Source organism: Avibacterium sp. 21-594 (assembly GCF_026226815.1).
Lineage (GTDB): Bacteria > Pseudomonadota > Gammaproteobacteria > Enterobacterales > Pasteurellaceae > Avibacterium > Avibacterium avium.
Genome location: NZ_JAKKOC010000001.1, coordinates 181334 through 200802, shown reverse-complemented (window position 1 = coordinate 200802; position 19469 = coordinate 181334). Strand labels below are relative to the sequence as shown.

Annotated in this window: 19 protein-coding genes; 10 read left to right on the top strand and 9 right to left on the bottom strand. The window is 40.0% G+C overall.

Annotated elements, in window-relative coordinates; translation table 11 throughout:
* Positions 1–95 precede the first annotated feature (95 nt).
* From htpX to L5B76_RS00985, 4 genes are all read left to right on the top strand, one after another.
* Positions 96–962 carry a protease HtpX gene (gene htpX, locus L5B76_RS01000; RefSeq protein ID WP_265753893.1) on the top strand — a complete coding sequence of 289 codons (867 nt, stop codon included), beginning with the start codon at positions 96–98 and terminating at the stop codon, positions 960–962.
* 372 nt (positions 963–1334) lie between these two features.
* Entirely contained in the window at positions 1335–1871 is a 537-nt protein-coding gene (locus L5B76_RS00995) for an elongation factor P hydroxylase (protein WP_265753892.1), read from the top strand.
* A gap of 91 nt (positions 1872–1962) precedes the next feature.
* Complete coding sequence (locus L5B76_RS00990; RefSeq protein WP_265753891.1) at positions 1963–2880, top strand: ABC transporter ATP-binding protein; 918 nt, start codon at positions 1963–1965, stop codon at positions 2878–2880.
* Positions 2880–3647, top strand: a complete 768-nt coding sequence (locus tag L5B76_RS00985) for an ABC transporter permease (RefSeq protein WP_265753890.1) — start codon at positions 2880–2882, stop codon at positions 3645–3647. Before L5B76_RS00990 ends, L5B76_RS00985 begins: the two co-directional genes overlap by 1 nt.
* Before the next feature lie 67 nt (positions 3648–3714).
* Here L5B76_RS00985 and L5B76_RS00980 read toward each other — a convergent pair whose 3' ends face one another.
* From L5B76_RS00980 to L5B76_RS00955, 6 genes are all read right to left on the bottom strand, one after another.
* Positions 3715–4230 carry a GNAT family N-acetyltransferase gene (locus tag L5B76_RS00980; RefSeq protein ID WP_265753889.1) on the bottom strand — a complete coding sequence of 172 codons (516 nt, stop codon included), beginning with the start codon at positions 4228–4230 and terminating at the stop codon, positions 3715–3717.
* Positions 4214–4507, bottom strand: a complete 294-nt coding sequence (locus L5B76_RS00975) for a type II toxin-antitoxin system TacA family antitoxin (RefSeq protein ID WP_103855273.1) — start codon at positions 4505–4507, stop codon at positions 4214–4216. The genes L5B76_RS00980 and L5B76_RS00975 overlap by 17 nt, the downstream gene beginning before the upstream one ends.
* A gap of 84 nt (positions 4508–4591) precedes the next feature.
* The gene (gene ppnN, locus L5B76_RS00970) at positions 4592–5956 is read right to left on the bottom strand and encodes a nucleotide 5'-monophosphate nucleosidase PpnN (RefSeq protein ID WP_265753888.1); all 1365 of its coding nucleotides are present in this window, start codon (positions 5954–5956) and stop codon (positions 4592–4594) included.
* Positions 5957–5965: 9 nt separating this feature from the next.
* Positions 5966–6808, bottom strand: a complete 843-nt coding sequence (gene queF / locus L5B76_RS00965; protein WP_265753887.1) for an NADPH-dependent 7-cyano-7-deazaguanine reductase QueF — start codon at positions 6806–6808, stop codon at positions 5966–5968.
* A 17-nt stretch (positions 6809–6825) separates the two neighbouring features.
* Positions 6826–7251, bottom strand: coding sequence for a VapD (locus L5B76_RS00960; RefSeq protein WP_250350243.1), 426 nt, complete (start codon positions 7249–7251; stop codon positions 6826–6828).
* A 54-nt stretch (positions 7252–7305) separates the two neighbouring features.
* Complete coding sequence (locus tag L5B76_RS00955; protein ID WP_265753886.1) at positions 7306–8082, bottom strand: Zn-ribbon-containing protein; 777 nt, start codon at positions 8080–8082, stop codon at positions 7306–7308.
* A gap of 140 nt (positions 8083–8222) precedes the next feature.
* Here L5B76_RS00955 and L5B76_RS00950 point away from each other — a divergent pair, with 140 nt between their 5' ends.
* The 6 genes from L5B76_RS00950 to L5B76_RS00925 all read left to right on the top strand — a co-directional run bounded on the left by L5B76_RS00950 (position 8223) and on the right by L5B76_RS00925 (position 11702).
* Positions 8223–8555: a YqcC family protein gene (locus L5B76_RS00950; protein ID WP_265753885.1), complete on the top strand. Its 333-nt coding sequence runs from the start codon at positions 8223–8225 to the stop codon at positions 8553–8555.
* Positions 8542–9270 (top strand): tRNA pseudouridine(65) synthase TruC, encoded by a 729-nt coding sequence (gene truC / locus L5B76_RS00945; protein WP_265753884.1) that lies wholly within the window; start codon positions 8542–8544, stop codon positions 9268–9270. The genes L5B76_RS00950 and truC overlap by 14 nt, the downstream gene beginning before the upstream one ends.
* Positions 9271–9530: 260 nt before the next feature.
* Complete coding sequence (rplM, locus tag L5B76_RS00940; RefSeq protein WP_017806616.1) at positions 9531–9959, top strand: 50S ribosomal protein L13; 429 nt, start codon at positions 9531–9533, stop codon at positions 9957–9959.
* 16 nt (positions 9960–9975) lie between these two features.
* Positions 9976–10368, top strand: coding sequence for a 30S ribosomal protein S9 (gene rpsI, locus L5B76_RS00935; RefSeq protein ID WP_017806615.1), 393 nt, complete (start codon positions 9976–9978; stop codon positions 10366–10368).
* A gap of 221 nt (positions 10369–10589) precedes the next feature.
* Positions 10590–11228, top strand: a complete 639-nt coding sequence (gene sspA, locus L5B76_RS00930; RefSeq protein ID WP_115249642.1) for a stringent starvation protein SspA — start codon at positions 10590–10592, stop codon at positions 11226–11228.
* A gap of 12 nt (positions 11229–11240) precedes the next feature.
* On the top strand, positions 11241–11702 hold the full coding sequence (locus L5B76_RS00925) for a ClpXP protease specificity-enhancing factor (protein ID WP_265753883.1): 462 nt from the start codon (positions 11241–11243) through the stop codon (positions 11700–11702).
* A 908-nt stretch (positions 11703–12610) separates the two neighbouring features.
* Here L5B76_RS00925 and sbcB read toward each other — a convergent pair.
* The 3 genes from sbcB to mukB form a co-directional block, all read right to left on the bottom strand.
* Entirely contained in the window at positions 12611–14032 is a 1422-nt protein-coding gene (gene sbcB / locus L5B76_RS00920; protein ID WP_265753882.1) for an exodeoxyribonuclease I, read from the bottom strand.
* Between the two features lie 4 nt (positions 14033–14036).
* Positions 14037–14909, bottom strand: coding sequence for a DMT family transporter (locus L5B76_RS00915; protein WP_265753881.1), 873 nt, complete (start codon positions 14907–14909; stop codon positions 14037–14039).
* Between the two features lie 95 nt (positions 14910–15004).
* The gene (mukB, locus tag L5B76_RS00910) at positions 15005–19465 is read right to left on the bottom strand and encodes a chromosome partition protein MukB (RefSeq protein WP_442780787.1); all 4461 of its coding nucleotides are present in this window, start codon (positions 19463–19465) and stop codon (positions 15005–15007) included.
* Between the last annotated feature and the right edge of the window lie 4 nt (positions 19466–19469).

The window sequence follows — 19469 nt, the reverse complement described above, 5'->3', positions numbered from 1 at the left end:
TTAAATCTTGAAATTACAAAATTTATAATTATATTGGTTATTCCTTTAATCATTTATTGGATAATCAACTACATACTCACAGCGAGGAACTTTTTATGATGCGAATTTTACTTTTTTTAGCCACCAATATGGCGGTGCTAATTGTCTTTAATATTATTTTGAGCCTAACAGGAATCCGCGCACAAGATGCCAGTGGATTGCTCATTATGGCGGCACTGTTCGGTTTCAGTGGATCGTTGATTTCCCTGTTTTTATCCAAAACAATGGCATTAAAATCGGTGAATGGGCAGGTGATCGAGCAGCCTCGCACAGAGCAAGAACGTTGGTTGCTCAACACTGTTGAAACGCAGGCACGCCAAGCAAATATTCCAATGCCAACCGTAGCGATTTACCATTCTGCGGACGTCAATGCCTTTGCCACTGGCGCAAGTAAAAGCAACTCTCTGGTTGCCGTGAGTACAGGATTGCTCAACGCAATGACCAAAGACGAAGCGGAAGCAGTGCTAGCGCACGAAATCAGCCATATTCAAAATGGCGATATGGTTACAATGACATTGCTACAAGGCGTGTTAAATACTTTCGTGATTTTTATTTCTCGTCTTATCGCCAACGTGGTGGCGAGCAATCGCAACGACAACGGCGAAAGCAGCAGCGGAATTTATTTCTTAGTTTCAATGGTGCTAGAAGTGGTGTTTGGTTTCTTGGCGAGTATGATCGCAATGTGGTTCTCACGCTACCGTGAATACCGTGCGGACGCAGGCTCAGCCCATTTAGTCGGCAAACAAAAAATGATCGCTGCATTACGCCGCTTACAACAACTTCACGAACCACAACAAATGGAAGGGCAATTTGCGGCTTTCGGTATTAACGGCAGAACAGGCGGTTTAGCCTCTTTATTTTTAAGCCACCCACCGTTGGAAAAGCGTATTGAAGCGTTGCAACAAAGCGATAGTTTAAAATAAACGCTTTTTTCGGGCAGACACATAGGTATTGCCCTACGAAAATTTATTTAATTACAATTAGTTATCATTATATTCGAGTGTAAGGGCGGATCGATGTATCCACCCTTTAAATTATTACCATTAACAAGACGTGCTAAAGCGTTGTAACAAATTGATAGCTTGAAATAAATGTTTTTTCGGGCAGACACATAGGTTTGCCCCTACGAAAATCTATTTAATTACAATAAGTTATCATTATATACGAGTGTAGGGGCGGACCGATGTGTCCGCCCTTTAAAATAATTAATGTAGCTAAACCGTCATAAATGTTAAAATAGCGCGTTTTCAAATTTTCAGGCACAAACTTGTGCCTTATTATTTTTTGGAGTTGTGATGGAACATCGTTTAGAAGATATTATTGCCATTTTTAATCAATGCTTTGAGCAAGAATATAATACCAAATTGGTTAAAGGGGGCGATGAACCGCTTTATGCGCCAGCGAATAAAGACTGCCCTTACAATGCCATTTATTTTGCGCGAGGCTTTTACAGCAGCGCCTTGCACGAGATTTCGCACTGGCTGATTGCAGGCAAAGAGCGGCGTAAATTAGAAGATTTTGGTTATTGGTACGAACCTGACGGACGTTCTGAACGACGCCAGCGTGAGTTTGAACAAGTGGAAGTTAAGCCACAAGCGTTAGAGTGGATTTTAGCCACCGCGGCAGGATTTCGCTATATTGCGAGTAGTGATAATCTTAACGGCAACTCCGGTGATACCCAGCCTTTCAAGCAAGCCGTTTATGAACAAGTAAAAAACTATGCCGCGAAAGGGTTACCAAAACGCGCAGAAACCTTACGCCAAGCCCTTGCCAAATTTTACGGCACGCCAGATTGCATTAATTTGGATTTATTTGACGTGAGTAAAATTTAAGTCAAAAATCAGCGAAATTTGCACCGCACTTTGTTTCCTTATGATTTAAAAAGTGCGGTGTAAAATTTTAATAAATTTAACGGAACATTGAATGTTAGCATTAGAAATCAAAGGATTAACCAAAGAATATAAAAACGGTGTGAAAGCCTTGTATGGCATTGATCTCAGTGTTGAAGCGGGGGATTTTTACGCCTTACTTGGTCATAATGGGGCGGGGAAATCCACCACTATAGGGATTATTTGTTCTTTGGTTAATAAAACCGCTGGCGAAGTGAAGGTGTTTGGCGCAGATTTGGATAGCAATCCAAGCCAGCTAAAACAGAATATCGGTTTAGTGCCGCAAGAGTTTAACTTTAACCAATTTGAACGCGTGATTGATATTCTCACCAATCAAGCGGGTTATTATGGCATTCCACGCAAAGAGGCTTTAGTGCGCGCGGAAGTGTGGCTGAAAAAGCTAGATTTATGGGATAAACGCCATCAGCAATCACGCCAACTTTCAGGGGGAATGAAGCGCCGTTTAATGATTGCGCGCGCCTTAATGCATCATCCTAAATTGCTGATTCTTGATGAACCTACGGCGGGCGTGGATATTGAACTGCGCCGCACTATGTGGGAGTTTTTGCGTGAGCTAAATCAGCAAGGCACAACGATTATTTTGACTACGCACTATTTGGAAGAAGCGGAAATGCTCTGCCGCCATATTGGCATTATTCAGCAAGGGCGTTTAGTGGTAAATATGTCAATGAAAGCCTTATTGGCGAAGCTGGAAACGGAAACCTTTATTTTTGATTTAGCACCACAAGCGGTTAAGCCTGAAATAATAGGTTACAACGTCACTTGGCTAGATAACAATACGCTTGAAGTGGAAGTGAAAAGAGAGCAGGGTTTAAATCAGCTATTTTCACAACTGACGCAACAAGGCGTGCAAGTGTTGAGTATGCGTAATAAAGCCAACCGTTTAGAAGAATTATTTGTTTCAATGGCATTGAATAAAGGAGTGCAATAATGAGTTTAGCTTGGGTTGCCTTTCAAACCATTTTTGTGAAAGAAGTACGCCGTTTTACCCGAATTTGGGTGCAAACCCTTGTGCCGCCCGTGATCACAATGACCTTATATTTTGTGATTTTTGGCCAGCTGATTGGCAATCGTATTGGCGAAATGCACGGCTTTAGCTATATGCAATTTATCGTACCGGGGCTGATTATGATGTCTGCCTTAACTCATTCTTTCGCCAATGTGGCATCATCTTTTTACAGCACAAAATTCGCTCGTAACGTGGAAGAGCTGTTGATTTCCCCCACCTCACCGCATATTATAATTTTCGGCTATATGGCAGGCGGAATGGCGCGTGGCTTAAGTGTCGGGATCTTGGTTACCTTGGTTTCGCTATTTTTCGTGCCGTTGCACATTTATTCGTGGGGCGTATTGGTAGCGACCTTATTGCTCACCACCGCTAGCTTCGCCTTAGGCGGGTTAATCAACGGGGTCTTTGCACGATCTTTTGACGACATCAGCATTATCCCCACCTTTGTACTGACCCCTTTAACTTATCTCGGCGGTGTGTTTTATTCCATTTCCTTACTGCCACTTTTCTGGCAAGCGGTATCAAAATTTAATCCTATTGTGTATATGATCAGTGGCTTCCGCTATGGTTTTTTAGGCATTGAAGATGTCAGTTTAGTTTATACCTTCGGCGTTTTAGGCATTTTTATCACCGCACTTTACAGCATCGCCTATTATCTGATTAGCCGTGGGGTAGGGTTAAGGAGTTAAGAAAAGTGCGGTGAAAAATTAAATTATTTCTTAATTTATTCTTTTAAAAGGCATTTATTAATGCCTTTTATTTTTTAATCAATTTGGTTAAAGGGAGAAAGAGCATATTTTTTCGTTCAAGAAAAGCGATAAAACCTAATTTATGATAGAACGCAATCGCTTGTTCATCTTTGGCTTGCACAAGCAATGCGGCAACAGCAAGCTTTGACTCCTTTATTTTGCTGATGGCGTCCGCGATTAAAAATTTACCATAACCACAGCCGATAAATTGTTCATCAACTGCTAACCGTCCAATTAATGCAGCAGGAATGTTAGGGTAGCGAATCTCTTGTTTAATCTGTGTTTTGGGAATATCACTTACGTTAATTGCAGTGGCTGATAGGGTATAATAGCCAATAATTTTGGCCTGTCTTTGATGAATTAAAACGAAACATTTTGATAATTCTTTTCTCTCATCTTGTGAAGCTTGAGTATGAAAATAGCGGTTTAACTCAGGTGAAAGACTGCAAAAGGATTTTTTATCTAACTTCAACTGAGATAATGTCACAATATCAATATGCTCTAAATCAATCTGCACGCGCATTTTTCCTTGCTAAGAATTGTTGGTGCATTGAAAGTGCTTCTTCCATTGTTGGATTGACTTCATAAGAGTCAAGATGTTTCAATAAATGGACTTGATCCGCCACAGATAATTTCACAGACTGATGTTCAGCAATAGTTTTTACGGATTCTTTATATACCACATCAACAATAAAATCTGTTAATGTGCGTCCAGTAATCGCTGCGGCCTGTTTAAATAATTGATAAATTTCAGGATTTACTTTTGCTTCTAATCGAGCTTTGGGGATTTTAGTTTGCATAATAATTTGCTCTGTTCTATTGATATGAAGAAATTATACGGCCATAAGCCGTATAATTCAAGAGTAAGGGAGGCTAATTATTTACTAACGAATAATCTCATAACAAGGCTCATAAGCCTCGCCATCTGGGAGTTTCATTCGATGCTGGGTAATGAAATCTTGCAGCACATTGTCCACTTTCTCCATTAAATCTTTATCGCCTTTGAGCTGAAATTTACCTAATTCCGCAATGCGATCTTGCGTATCAGGCTTAATGTTACCCGCTACAATTCCTGAGAATACACGGCGAAGATTAGCGGTAAGGCTAACTTTGCTTTGGTTCATATGCAAATCTAAATTTGCCATATTTTCGTGAGTAGGGATAAATGGTTGTTGAAATTCAGGATCAATTTTTAATGACCAATTGAACCCATAAGAATCGTTATTTTCATAGCGTAAATGACGAATATCTTCAACAGCCGATTTTATATGACGCGCTACAGCCACCGGATCATCAATGATGATTTTATACAAAGATTGTGCTTCTTTTCCTAAGGTTTCGCCAATAAAACGATCAATCGTAGCAAAATAATCCGCGCTTTCTTTTGGCCCCGTTAAGATTAATGGAATAGATTGCGCTTGATTTTCTGGATTGAGTTTGATGCCAAGAATGTAAAGTAATTCTTCAAATGTTCCCGGCCCACCGGGGAAAATAATAATACCGTGTCCCATACGCACAAAAGCTTCAAGGCGTTTTTCGATGTCCGGCATAATAATTAATTCATTAACGATAGGATTAGGTGGCTCAGACGCGATGATTGAAGGCTCTGTAATGCCGATAAAACGACTATGTTTATAGCGTTGATTTGCGTGGCCAATCGCTGCCCCTTTCATTGGGGCTTCCATTACACCCGGTCCGCAGCCTGTGATGATATTTAATTCGCGATGCCCCAATTCGAGCCCTACTGCACGACAATATTGGTATTCAATTTGATTGATGGAATGGCCACCCCAGCACACGACCAAATTAGGTAATTCACCCACGATCAAGGCTTTGGCATTACGCAGAATAGAAAAGACTTGATTAGTGATGTGTACGCCATCTTGGATATCACAAGGATTAATCCGTTGGCTTAGCACATTTACGAAGACAATATCACGCAATACAGCAAAAAGATGATATTGAATATTGCGGATAATATGTTGATCTACAAAGGCACTTTCTGGCGGATTATGTAGCTTCAGGGTGATACCACGCTCTGTCGCCACCAATTCAATATCAAAATCAGGATATTGATTTAATAATTTACGGCTGTCATCGGTTACCGCACCAGAATTTAGCACGGCAAGAGAGCAGTTGCGATACAGTTGATACAGTTCGCTTTTCGCTTGCTTGGTGAGTAATTCCACTTCAAGATGTGAGAGCTGTTCCATACTCCCTCGTGGATTAACATAATGAATATTTGCCACTGCAACCTCCTATTGTCTGGCTAAGCGTGTATTGTGCGGTACGCTTTGAAAATTTGAGCGGAAGGGATTAATATCCAACCCACCACGGCGTGTATAACGAGCATAAACCGTGAGCTTTTCTGGCTGAGCAAAGCGCATTAAATCACAATAAATTCGTTCAACGCATTGCTCGTGAAATTCATTATGCTGACGGAATGAAATCAAATAACGTAACAATTTTTCCCGATCAATCTGCTTGCCTACATAATGAATTTGCAAGGATCCCCAGTCAGGTTGTTGGGTGATTAAACAATTTGATTTGAGCAAATGGCTCACTAACTGTTCTTCCACCTGTTTCGCCTCTTGTGTGCAATTTGCTAAATAATTGGGGTTGAATTGGTAATCACGAATTTCAATATCCTGATCATCAATACAGTCGCCTTGTAATTCGTCAATAAAAGTGCGGTGGTAATTTTGTAAAGAATTTAACTGCACCTTGACTTGCCCATTCGCACAATTTGCTAGATCTTGCTGTAAGTGTTGTTGCACTTGCTCAGCCGTCTCGAAATGACTTTGATTAAAACTGTTGAGATAAAGTTTAAAACTTTTTGATTCGATTAAATTTTCACTGCGGAAATCAATTTCCACATCAGCAATGGCAACTTGTGGCACACCTTTGGCATTAAGCCAAGAGATTTCATAAGCCGTCCAAATATCAGCCCCAAAAGTAAAAGGTTGATTTTCCACAATACCAAGCTGCTCACGGTTTAATTGGCGAGGTACGGCTTGCAGTAAAGTGCGGTCATAATTTTGTGCATATTTTGTTTCTTGCCCAAGTTTTAAGGCGTGTAAACTTTCGTGATTGTAATTCATTGTTTTTCCTTGTTTGATTATTTCATATCTTCTAAAGCAAAAACTTCTTTACTTAATATTTCTGTAATTTGCTTTTGCGTTAATCCAGCGTCAATGAGATTTTTTTCTAGCATTGCTAATCTTTGATTAAATCGTTGTTTTGCTTGATGAATTTGATAAGCAATGAAGTCAGCATTGAGATCACTTTCAATACGATAAAATTTAATATTTGAAATGCAAGGATAAAACCAATCAAATTTAGCGGTAAGTTCTTGAATTGCGATAGTTCCGTGAGCCTCACTAATTCCTTCTCTGCCTAAATATACGCTCCCTTGTAAATTATCAAAGCCGTGTTGGTCTAATACATTCCTAATATCATAATACGCATTATTATAGTTATTTCCGTGATAATTCTCTTTAAGGCAATTCGTGTCCATATCAAAAGTGATTAAATAACGACTCATTGTACAATTCCTGTGGTTATATCATTTTCTAAGTAATATATTCTTTTAGTGTGCCTATTGCCAGTGCCAAGAAAGGTTGGATACCAATCGGCACTGATCACATTTAAAATCAAACAAACCAAAGAGCGGTGTTTTTAATGCCCAATTTTGATTACAGCTTGGACAGCGGCGTCGTTGTTCGGCTTGTAAACTTTCGCCACCAATGCGGTATAAATAATAATAGGTAGGAATCCCCGTGTGTTGCTCTATTTCTTGGCATAAGGCATAGCCGTGTTTAGATAAATGACTATGTAGATCGGAAATTTCCGCAAGGGCGTGCTGTTCTAATGCTGTGCCGTTCATTTGTAATTGATCACAAGCCTGCCAATTTTCTTGCCATTTAATGAGATCTAAACTCAAGTGCGGGGCATTTTTAAAATATTTATATAGTGGGATAGGCAAGTTATCCTCCCCACTGTGTAATGGCGAGCAAGATTGTAAATAAGTAGTATAAAGCACTTGCCAGCTAGGGCGTTTACCTTGATAGGTGAGATCCGAATTTAAATCATCAGCAATAACTTGGAAACTATCGAAATTTATTCCTGCACGTTGTGCTTTCTCTAACGCTGTTTGTACCGCCACATTATTAAATTCGGGTAACAAACTTTGCTGTTCAGGACAAACGACACGCACTGCAATCCCTTGCTGGTTTTCTAGTTCAGCGTGGAAAAGGGGGATTTCTCGCCCAAGAATTTGCCCATTATAGCGCCATTGTTCAATCACTTGATTAATCAATGGGTAAGCCACATTATTAGGTTGGGTAAGGGTAAAAAAAGCCTCAATTAAATACATTTTCTGCCTTAATTTATCAAGAAAGCGATTGCGTTTTTTCGCATTTGGCTTTGTGGTATCATAACGCCTTCAGTTTTGCACTAAGGCGAATGCCACATTTTAGGCAGAATGAGATGAGAAAGCAAATTAAGGAAACCACAATGCGTGAACAAACAAAATACCAGTTACAACAATTACAAAAAGCGATGGAAGAATTAGCGATTTGGCAAGCCGTTCCCCCTGAAGCTGCCGCCTTTGACAGCGTTGAGCCATTTTGTATTGATACAATGAATGCACACGAATGGCTACAATGGGTGTTTATTCCAAGAATGTATGCCGTTATCGAAAGCAGTGAACCATTACCGCATAAAATGGCTATCGTACCTTACATTGAAGAAGCCTTGAAAGAGCAAGATATTATTGCCGTGCAACGCTTAATTGAGCCGTTGAAAGCCATCGAAGAAATTTGTAACGCACAAAATGACCGCACTTGATATTCTTTACCAAGATGAATATTTGATCGCGGTGAACAAGCCAGCTGGAATGTTGGTGCATCGTAGTTGGCTTGATCGTCACGAAACTCAATTTGTAATGCAAACCTTGCGCGATCAAATTGGGCAACACGTTTTTCCTATTCATCGTTTAGATCGCCCAACCTCTGGGGTGTTGCTTTTTGCCTTAAATTCTGAAATAGCTAAATTGCTGTGCGAACAATTTGAGCAGAAGCAGGTTGAAAAAAGCTATTTAGCGGTGGTACGCGGTTATCTCAAAGAGCCGGGAAGGATTGATTATCCACTGAAAGTGCAATTGGATAAAATTGCCGATAAATTTGCTCAGCAAGATAAAGCACCACAAGAGGCTATCACCGATTATGAAGGATTGAAGGTAGTAGAAATGCCTTATGGGGTAGGGCGCTATCAAACGAGTCGTTATTCTTTAGTGAGGTTAATTCCACACACTGGGAGAAAACATCAGTTACGTCGTCACTTAAAGCATATTTTCCACCCCATTTTAGGGGATACTCAATATGGCGATTTGCATCAAAATCGCGCGTTAACTGAACATACAGGCGTGCATCGGTTAATGCTACACGCAGAAACACTTGCCTTTATTCACCCCATAACAAAAAATTGGCTAAAAATCACCGCACCTTTAGATGAACAATGGCAACGCTTGTTCGATGCTTTTTCTTGGAATGGGGTAGGGTAACCCCTTAAAACTAGAACATTCTAAAACATTAAGTGAGCGAACTTGCTAAGAAAAAGGACTAAGAATTTCAAAGTGCGGTGCTTTTTTCATTTGTTTTTTCCTTAAAGCTCTTGTATAATCGCCCGACCCTGTGAATGTGTTGGCTTTCCCACCGCACATTATTTTATCGAGATCACACTCGAAGGGGTGCAGATTGAGATTAATGGTTGTGTTCAATGTTGAACACTGGGTATTAATATTATTTTATTGGTAATTAATTAATGAAAACTTTTGTAGCAAAACCAGAAACAGTTAAACGTGACTGGTATGTAGTAGATGCGACAGGTAAAACGTTAGGTCGTTTAGCGACTGAATTAGCACGTCGTCTTCGTGGTAAACATAAAGCTGAATACACTCCACACGTTGATACAGGTGACTATATCATCGTTATCAATGCGGACAAAGTTGCCGTAACAGGTAAAAAAGAAAGCGATAAAATTTACTACTGGCACACTGGCTATGTAGGTGGTATCAAACAAGCGACATTTAAAGAAATGATTGCTCGCCGTCCTGAAGCAGTGATTGAAATTGCGGTTAAAGGTATGTTGCCAAAAGGTCCATTAGGCCGTGCAATGTATCGTAAGTTAAAAGTGTACGCTGGTCCTAACCACGAACACGCAGCACAACAACCACAAGTTTTAGATATTTAATCACGAGGTGAGAAAAATGGCAGAGAATCAAAACTACGGCACAGGTCGCCGCAAAAGCTCTTCAGCTCGTGTATTTATCAAACCGGGCAGTGGTAAAATTACTATCAACCAACGTGAATTAGACGTATATTTTGGTCGCGAAACTTCTCGTATGATCGTACGTCAGCCATTAGAATTGGTTGAATTAACTGATAAATTAGACCTATACATCACAGTTAAAGGTGGTGGTATTTCAGGTCAAGCGGGTGCAATCCGTCACGGTATCACTCGTGCATTAATTGAATATGATGAAACATTACGTCCAGCATTACGCGCAGCAGGCTTTGTTACTCGTGATGCTCGTCGCGTTGAACGTAAAAAAGTGGGTTTACACAAAGCACGTCGTCGCCCACAATACTCAAAACGTTAATCGTTTCTTATTCAAATACAGTTCAAATGGCAAGTTTTTACTTGCCATTTTTCTTTTCTAAATTTCTTAAATTAATCATTTTAAAGAAAAAATTCAATTTATAATCAATAAGATAGCTTGGTATGTGATAAATTTACTTAGCTATTTCCCTATAATTTATGGTAAAATATTCGCCTTTAATTTTAAATGATAGATAAGTAAAAGGTTAGCGGAGGAATAAAATGAGTAGTGCAGCAAATAAACGTTCAATAATGACCCTTTTTTCCAATAAAGATGATATTTATTGCCATCAGGTTCGCATTGTTTTAGCGGAAAAAGGAGTTGCTTATGAAATGGAAGAAATTGAGCCAGGTTCTGTTTCAGAAGATTTAATGGAATTAAACCCTTATGGCACATTGCCAACCTTGGTAGATCGTGATTTAGTGCTATTTAATTCTCGTATTATTATGGAATACCTTGATGAGCGCTTTCCACACCCGCCATTAATGCCGGTTTATCCTGTATCGCGCGGTAAAAGCCGTTTATTAATGCTAAGAATTGAGCAGGATTGGTATTCTTTATTAAACCAAATTGAGCAAGGAGATGACGCTGAAAAAGAGCAGGCTGCCAAACAATTAAAAGAAGAATTATTAGCCATTGCGCCAATTTTCAACCAAACTCCTTATTTTATGAGCGAAGAGTTTAGCTTGGTAGATTGTTATATTGCGCCGTTATTATGGCGTATGCAGAAATTAGGGATTCAATTTACAGGCGCAGGAAGTAAAGCGATTAAAAATTATATGGAACGTGTGTACCAAAGAGATTCTTTCAAGCAATCCGTAGGCGAAGCTGCACCTAAAAACCTAATGGATGATAAATAAAAGAGAGTAGTTATGGAACGTAAATTCTCACCGAAACGCCCTTATGTTTTAAGAGCTTATTATGATTGGTTGATAGACAATGATTGCACGCCGTACTTGGCCGTTGATGCCACTTATGCTGGCGTAAAAGTACCTGTTGAATATGTTAAAGATGGGCAGATTGTGCTGAATATTTCAATGAACGCAACAGGAAACTTGCAATTAACCAATGATTTCGTTCAATTTAATGCACGTTTTCAAGGCGTACCGCAAGAAATCTTTATTCCTATGGGGGCGTTAATTGCGCTTTATGCAAGAGAAAGCGGTGATGGCATTATGTTTGAACCAGAAGAGTTCGAAGATGAGCTTGCTATTCAACAAGATGAAATTAAAGATGAACAGCCGTTAAGTTTTGTTGAAGCCGTAGATAAGCCTGAAACAACAGAAAAGCCATCGAGTAAGAAATCCTCTCCAAAATTACGTTTTGTTGATTAATTCTTTGCTGCATTTAATTCCTTTTAAGCGCCTGTGCTAAACAAATAGTTCAGGCGTTTTTTATATTCCTTTATTTAAACAAAATCCTTATTTTTCTCATTTTTACCAATTTTTGCAAGTTATTTTTGTAACGTTGTAACAAATTGTCAGATAGGCTTTTCCTATATTTTTTAAGACTCAAATCTTAAAGATTTCTTAAATCTCACTAATATTCATTTTATATTCATTGCGAAAATCAAATCTAAATGATCTCATCATCATAAATCCACTGAAAAGATATTTCATATAAAGAATAACCGAAGAAAAAATTCCAAGTCGAAACATTAAAAACGCCATAAAGATATGCTGTAGGATATGACAAAAAAGAGCGGTACAAAAGTTACTTTTACATTTATATTATTTAACATAATATACATTATGCGAAATTAGTTATCAGGTTAGCAAAAACTACGGTTCAATAAAATCACAGAGTTATACACAGATCACTTTTACTAGTTAAACAAGGTAAAATTAAGGTTTTTGACCACACTGTAACGTTTAGATTTTATGAGTTACGCACTGTCAATGATGAAATGTAAAGAAAAATTAAAGAATGATGTAGATAAATATGGCGGTAAAAATAAAGCTAGATAAAAACCTAGCCTTGCTTAATTGAATTAAAAATCAATGAAACAAAATCTATAATCTTTACAATGATTTTACTTACCTGCTATTTTTGAGAACTCAAGAACAATGACTAGAATAAGCCTAGTTAATCTATTTAATGATTTTCTGCTTTTTATCCTTACTTTATTAATGCTAAATAATTGCGCTACGCGAAAAATAAAAAAATCGAGCAGTTAGATTACTCGATTTTTTATTCTACGCAATTTAGCAAAATTTAATCAGATTGTTACAGCATCACAAATTTATCCCAATAATTTTACCCCATATTCATAAACCTGTTGCAATAAGGCTAATTTTTCAGGATTATTTTGATGTTCTTCGGCCAAGGCTTGTAATTCTTGCTCAAATTGCACCGCACTTTGTTCCAGCTTTCTACGGCGGTATTTATCCCAGCGTAATTGCTCTGCTCGGGTTAACGTCTTATAGAAATGGCGCGCGCGATAATGAAATAACAACGCATCAATACGTTTATCTTGGAAAGTTAAATTATGCTCGGCCAACTTTTCAGGGGATAAATCGCGTAAAATAGCCATATTATTTTTGTCATTTGGACTGAAAAATCCGCTATATAATTCAGTTTCCACATTATCGCTTGGCTCAAAGACACGTTCATCAGTGAAAATTTGTAATACTTTTTCACGAATGTTGAGATCGGCACGTAATTTAGCAAGATTTGCTAAGCAACGCTGGCGGTCAATGCCTAAGCGTTGTGCATTTTCTGGTAGCAAGGTTTTGGCGGGGGCTAAAATTGGACATTTGTTGATATGCACTAATTTTAATGGAACAGGCAAAATGCCTTGTTCTTCCAATTCCGCTTTTTTGGTATATAAATTTTGGCGTAATTCTTCCGCACTTTTATTGAGTAGATCATCAATATTGCTATCTAAATCACACACAATGACGGCATTTTTATTGGTTGGATGCCAGGCTAAAGGGGCAATCCAAGTAGTGTTACCGCGATAATTCCCCAACATTCCTGAAACGTGCACCAATGGCGTCATTTCTGCGGTGTTAATCATTGCTTCAAGGGATTTTTTATCGCGATGCTCAAAGAAAAACTGGAATAATCTTGGCTGTTTTTCCTTGATTAATTTCGCCATTTCAATGGTTGCATACACATCAGCCATTGCATCGTGGGCATTGCTATGCTCTATTCCATTGGCTTTGGTTAAATTTTCTAAGCGGAAAGATGGCATTCCGTCATCATCATAAACCCAGTTTATGCCATCAGGCCGTAAAGCATAACAGGCACGCACTAAATCCAGTAAATCCCAACGAGAATTGCCATTTTTCCAGCTATATTCGTAAGGATCGATAAAGTTGCGATAAAAGGTATAACGGGTCATTTCATCATCATAACGAATATTATTAAAGCCCATTATACAAGTATTTGGTTGAGAGAATTCTTGTAAAATTCGCGCGGCAAATTCAGGTTCAGACAAACCTTGTTCATTGCATTGTTGTGGCGTGATGCCCGTTACCATCACCGCCGTTGGCGAGGGCAAATAATCATTGGTTTGTTTGCAATAGAACATCACAGGCTCACCAATAATATTAAAATCCTTGTCTGTACGAATTCCGGCGAATTGAGCAGGGCGATCCGTAGCAGGATTTACCCCAAAACTTTCGTAATCGTAAACAAAAAAACTGAAATTATCTTGCATTATCTTACCTTATTAAAAAAGGTTCTAAATAAAATAGGCTGAGAATGGCAGAAATTCCAAGCACCACGCCTACCCCATTGATTTTGCTTATTTTTTCTTTGAATACTATTGCACCCACAAGCGTGCCAAGACAAATCACACCAATATTCATTCCCGCAAAAACAAGGGTTGGATTTTGGCTGAAACTTTGATGAGCGCGAATATAAAATAGAATATTCATAAAATTTAGCCCACCGAGTACAATGCCAGCTAACAAACTCGCTCCATTCCATTGGGTTCGTTTAATCAATAAATACATAAACATCACGCACATTGCTAAGGCAAAGGTAATAAACAAGGTGGTTGGAAAGGCGCTGCCCATTTTGGCAGTCTGCTTGAATAAAATATCAATCACGCCATAACCAAACCATACAGCGAGCAAACTCAATCCACCTTTAACTGAAAGCCCTTGCTCGCGCGGTTTATTGATTAAACAAAATAATGCTGAAAACGCCAAGATTAAGCTAATAATACGCGATTGACTGAGCTGTTCGCCAAATAATACAAACGCTGCCAAAATAGGCAAAAATAAAGATAAACGCTGCGCTGCATCAGAACGTACAATGCCTGCAAATTCAACGGCTTTTGACATAATGATAAACACGCTAGGCAACAATAAGCCTAAACTCAGGAAAATCGCGCTATTTTCATTTTGTACGATAAAATCGGTAAAGCCTTGCCCTTGAAAGTTCGGCTGTAATAAAAAGTAGCTGAGTAAAAGTGCGATAAGATAATTGAAGGCGATTGCTTGCTCGATCACCACGTTGAATCGGCGTGCGACTTTTAGCAGCACAGATACCGCAACACTGCAAGCAATGGCGAGAAATAAATAGTGCATTTTATTTCCTTGCGAGATTTAAAGTGAAAAGATAACGAGTAAAGTGCGGTGAAAAATTTTGTATTTTTGCACCGCACTTTTGTTTATTGCCTATTCTATTCCGTTGCGCCAAAACCGCGTAAGGCAGACACTTGAACCATTTCTTGGTTACCAAAAATCTTACGCACCAGTTTATAGGTTGTCCCTTTCTCTGGGCTAATATTTTCAGGTGCGGCAATTAATAATTGCATATCCAAGCGAGAACAAAGTTCAAACAAGGTTGAAATGGATTTCGCATCTAAACGCGCCGCTTCATCAAGGAATAATAAGCGACAAGGCACAATGTCTTTACCACGAATACGGCGGCTTTCTTCTTCCCAGCTTTGCACCACCATTAACAAGATTGACATCCCAGTACCAATGGCTTCACCTGTGGATAATGCGCCACTTTCCGCACGCAACCAGCCGTCTGCGCCACGATAGACTTCCACTTCCAAATCAAGGTAATTGCGGTAATCCAACAATTCTTCGCCAATGGTTTGTGCCGTACGCTGCCCCATATCAATATGCGGATTTAAGCGCTGATACAATTTCGCAATGGCTTCGGAGAAGGTAATGCGATTATCAGAGAATAAATCTTGATAATCATCTTGGCGATCGGAAAGCGCGTCCAGCAACATTGCGTGAGTATCACGAATATTCACCACTAAGCGCACCGACTTCACCTGACCAAAGGCAATGTTTTGTAGCCCTTGGTTAAGCATACGAATACGATTTTGCTCACGCTGAATGGTTTTGCGCATAATGTTCGCCACACTTTCGGAGCTAATCGCCAATTTTTTCTCGCGATTGGTTAATTCTGCAGTCAGGCGAGATAATTCGATTTCCATTTGTTCAATCGCATCAATTGGATCGTCCGTTTTGATAATGTCTTGACGGATACGTTCACGCAAATGCTGATAAACCGCAATAAAGAACCGCACTTTATTTTCAGGTTTACGATTATCTTCTGATGAACGCAGAGCATCGCGCAGGTATTCATTGTCAGCCACGGCAGTACGCAATGCCCCAAGGGCTTTATCCGACATTGAACGCAATTCATCAGCAGAAAGATAAGCAAGTTCGCGGCGATTTAAGCGTTTTTCCACATCACTATTGCGTGATAAACGCAGCACCACACACCAGCTGGCTTTCATCGCGACCACCAATTCGCGCTGTGTTTTGTAATCACGTTCAGCTTTACGAATTCGGCGGTTAAGATTTTCGCTTTCGCTTTCAATTAGGGTTAATTGTTTTTCTAAATAACGGCGGCGATTACGCACGGTAGCAAGTTGCTGTGATAATTCATCACGGCGTGCTTGAGCGCGTTGCTCTGCCCCGTCATCTGCGCGCACACCAAGCTGACTAATTTCTTCAAGTAGCTCGTTTAGCACTTTATTTTTTTCTTCATAAGAACTGCGCAGTTCAATATAAACTTGATTATATTGGGCAAAACGAACTTGTTTTTGACGCACTTGCTCGCGTTGTTGTTCGCGCTGTTGTTGTACTTGCTCTAAGCGGTTACGCAGCTGTTCATTTAATTCAGAGGTTTCCGATTGCACGCTTTCTTTGTAATCAAAATGCGCTTTACGCTGTGCCACATCTGCCAAGGCAAACACACGCAACTGTACCTGTTTTTGCTGATTAACCGCTTGTTCGTATTCCGCTTTTAAGCGTTCGTAATTTTCAGGATCGCTTTGTAGAGTGTTGGCAATCGGTTCAAGCTGTGACAATGTCACGCCATATTGACGGATAAAATGTTCATCTTGCTCAGCTAAATCAAGCTGTTCGCGACATTCTTCAATGCGATCTAATAAACTTTCATCATCAACTACAGCAAGCTGCGGAATCAGTTTATTTAATAACTGTAATTTTTCCTTAGCATTGTCTAATTTAAGACGAATTTGTTGTTCTGTGGTGCTAAACTGCCCTAATTCACGCTCAATTTCCCCTTGTTCACGGCGAATTTCTGCCATTAACTCTTCAGGATTTGGCTGGAATGCAAGGGCCAAGTGTAAACCAACAAATTGGCTGAAATGTTCGTGTAAACGTTGGCATTTTTGCACATCAAAGGCACATTCTGCATATTGTTCCGACACCTCATCACGTTCAATTTGCAAGGCTTCTAAATGTTTTTCTCGTGCGGCACGGCCAAATAATGGAATTTCAGGGAATTTTGAATAACGTAATTCACGGTTCGACACCTGAACCACAACCCCTAGCTCAAGCTCTTGGGCTGACAATACGCTGTCATCAAAAGAACTTGGATCACCTTCGATAAGGTATAAATCATCAGGGCAATCTTCAAGCTGGGCTAATTGTGCTTTCACCGCCTCTAAATCGCGCACCACAATTGCGTGGCGAGCTGGGCCATATAGTGCAGAGAAATAAGGCGCATCTTCAATCGGCACGTCATCATAAAGTTCAGAAAGCAACACGCCACCAAAGCGTTCTGCTAACACGTTTAGACGCGGATCTTCAGAACCATCGGGCTGACTTAAACGGGAAATTTGCTCATCAAGTTGCTGACGTTTTTGCTCTAACTGATCGCGTTTAATGGTTAATTCACGTTCTTTCACCAACAGTGATTGCATAAAATTCATCACATCTTGGCTGTCGCTAAACTGGCTATGGCTTTGTTCTTGCAAGCGTTCAAGTGCAGACTGTGCTGTGAGCCACGCTGGCGCTTTATTGGCATTTTCATTGTAACGTGCGTTCAACTGTTCACGTTTTTGACGTAAGGTTGAGCGCTGTTCCACCTGCTCTGCCAATTCTTCATTTAGCTCATCAACAAGGCTTTCTTGCTCAGCGTAATATTCTTCAATTTCATCGGCGGTTTCGAGTTCTAATTCTGCACGCTGATTAAATTCTTTCAATAAACGCACCGCACTTTGTTGTTGCTGATAACGCTGTTCTAATTCGTGTAATTTAGCGCGAAGTTGTGGCGTTTGTTGCGCTTGCACTTTTTGGCTTGGATATTCACGCAACAAGGCTTTTGCACTTTCCCACGCGGCCGAACGCGGCATTTCCCCTGCAATTTGGCAAACGAGCTGATAGGCTTTATCAAACTGCGATTTCGCCATTTCGGAAATCGACATTTTTTGCTCTAAATCCAGCACCTTATTGGTGAGATCTTCGGCCTGCGCGGCAAATTCAGCGTGATAATCTTCCACATTTTTGGTCGAAAGATCAGCCAATCCACAAAGGGTTTTGGCTTTTTCAAGCGCTTGAATAGCTTGTTGATATTGCAACGCACGAGTTTGTTGCGCATCAAGGGCTTGTTGATAATCCGCTAATTGACCGCGCAGTTGATCCACTTCTTGCTCATACTGTTCTAACTGGGCTTGGCTTTCTTCGTGCTGTTCAGAGGCTTCTTCTACGGCAAATTTTTGCTCTTCTAACTTTTCCCGTAAGCTTTCTACATCATCTTGATAACGTGAGATTTTTTCTTGATGGCGTAAGGCATTCAGCACTAAATTCAGATGATCAACGGCACTTTGATGATCCACTTCAAGAGTTTGTTCGCTTTCGTTGAGTTCTGCCAATTCACGGCTAAAATCCACCAAACGATGTTGCGATAAATCCCGTTCAGATTTGGCTAAATACCATTCTTTACGATGAGCCAATGCCGATTCCACATTGCCGCGGCGTTCGTTGGCATTACGCATATAATCTGACGCTACATAATTGGTGGTTTCAGTAATTAAATGCTTGAATAAATCACGATCTGATTGCGTTACTTTAATCGCTTCAAGGGTCATTCGGTTTTCGCGCAAGGCACTTTCCATATCTTGGAAAGCCTTACGCACCCCTAAATTTTCTGGCAATAAATAATCACGCAAAGATCGGGTAATGGCGCTGGAAATCCCACCGTAAAGTGAGGCTTCGATTAATTTATAGAACTTACTACGATCAGAAGACGAACGCAGACGCTTAGGAATAATGCCTAAATCAAACATCATTCCGTGATAATCGGTGATTGAGTGATATTGCTTAAATTGCGCACCAAGTGTTTCGATTTTCTCTTTTAATTCGTTTAAGGTCAGCACACGGGCTTGACGCTCACTTACCACTTCGGTTAGGACGCTAATTGGCGCTAAAGATAAAGGGAGGCCTTGAATAGAAAAGGTTTTAATATCCACTTTTTTATCCCGCCCAGCCACTTGTTGCAGACGTGCGCCCACTAAAACACGTTGATGACGAGAATTCACCGCATCTAACACGGCATAACAAACACCTGGTTTGAGTTTACCGTGCAAACCTTTATCCCGTGAACCTGTGGTTGCCCCTGCTTCTGTGGTGTTACGGAAATGCAATAGGGTTAAATCAGGAATTAAAGCGGTAACAAAGCCAGCCATTGTGGTGGATTTCCCTGCCCCATTTCCCCCTGATAAGGTGGTGACTAATTCATCTAAATCAAAAGTGCGGGCAAAAAAACCGTTCCAGTTGATCAGTGTAAGGGAGCGGAATTTTCCACGTTCTACATTTTGTCCAACAGGCGCGGCTGTATCTTGCGATTGCACCGATACGGCTTCCATAATA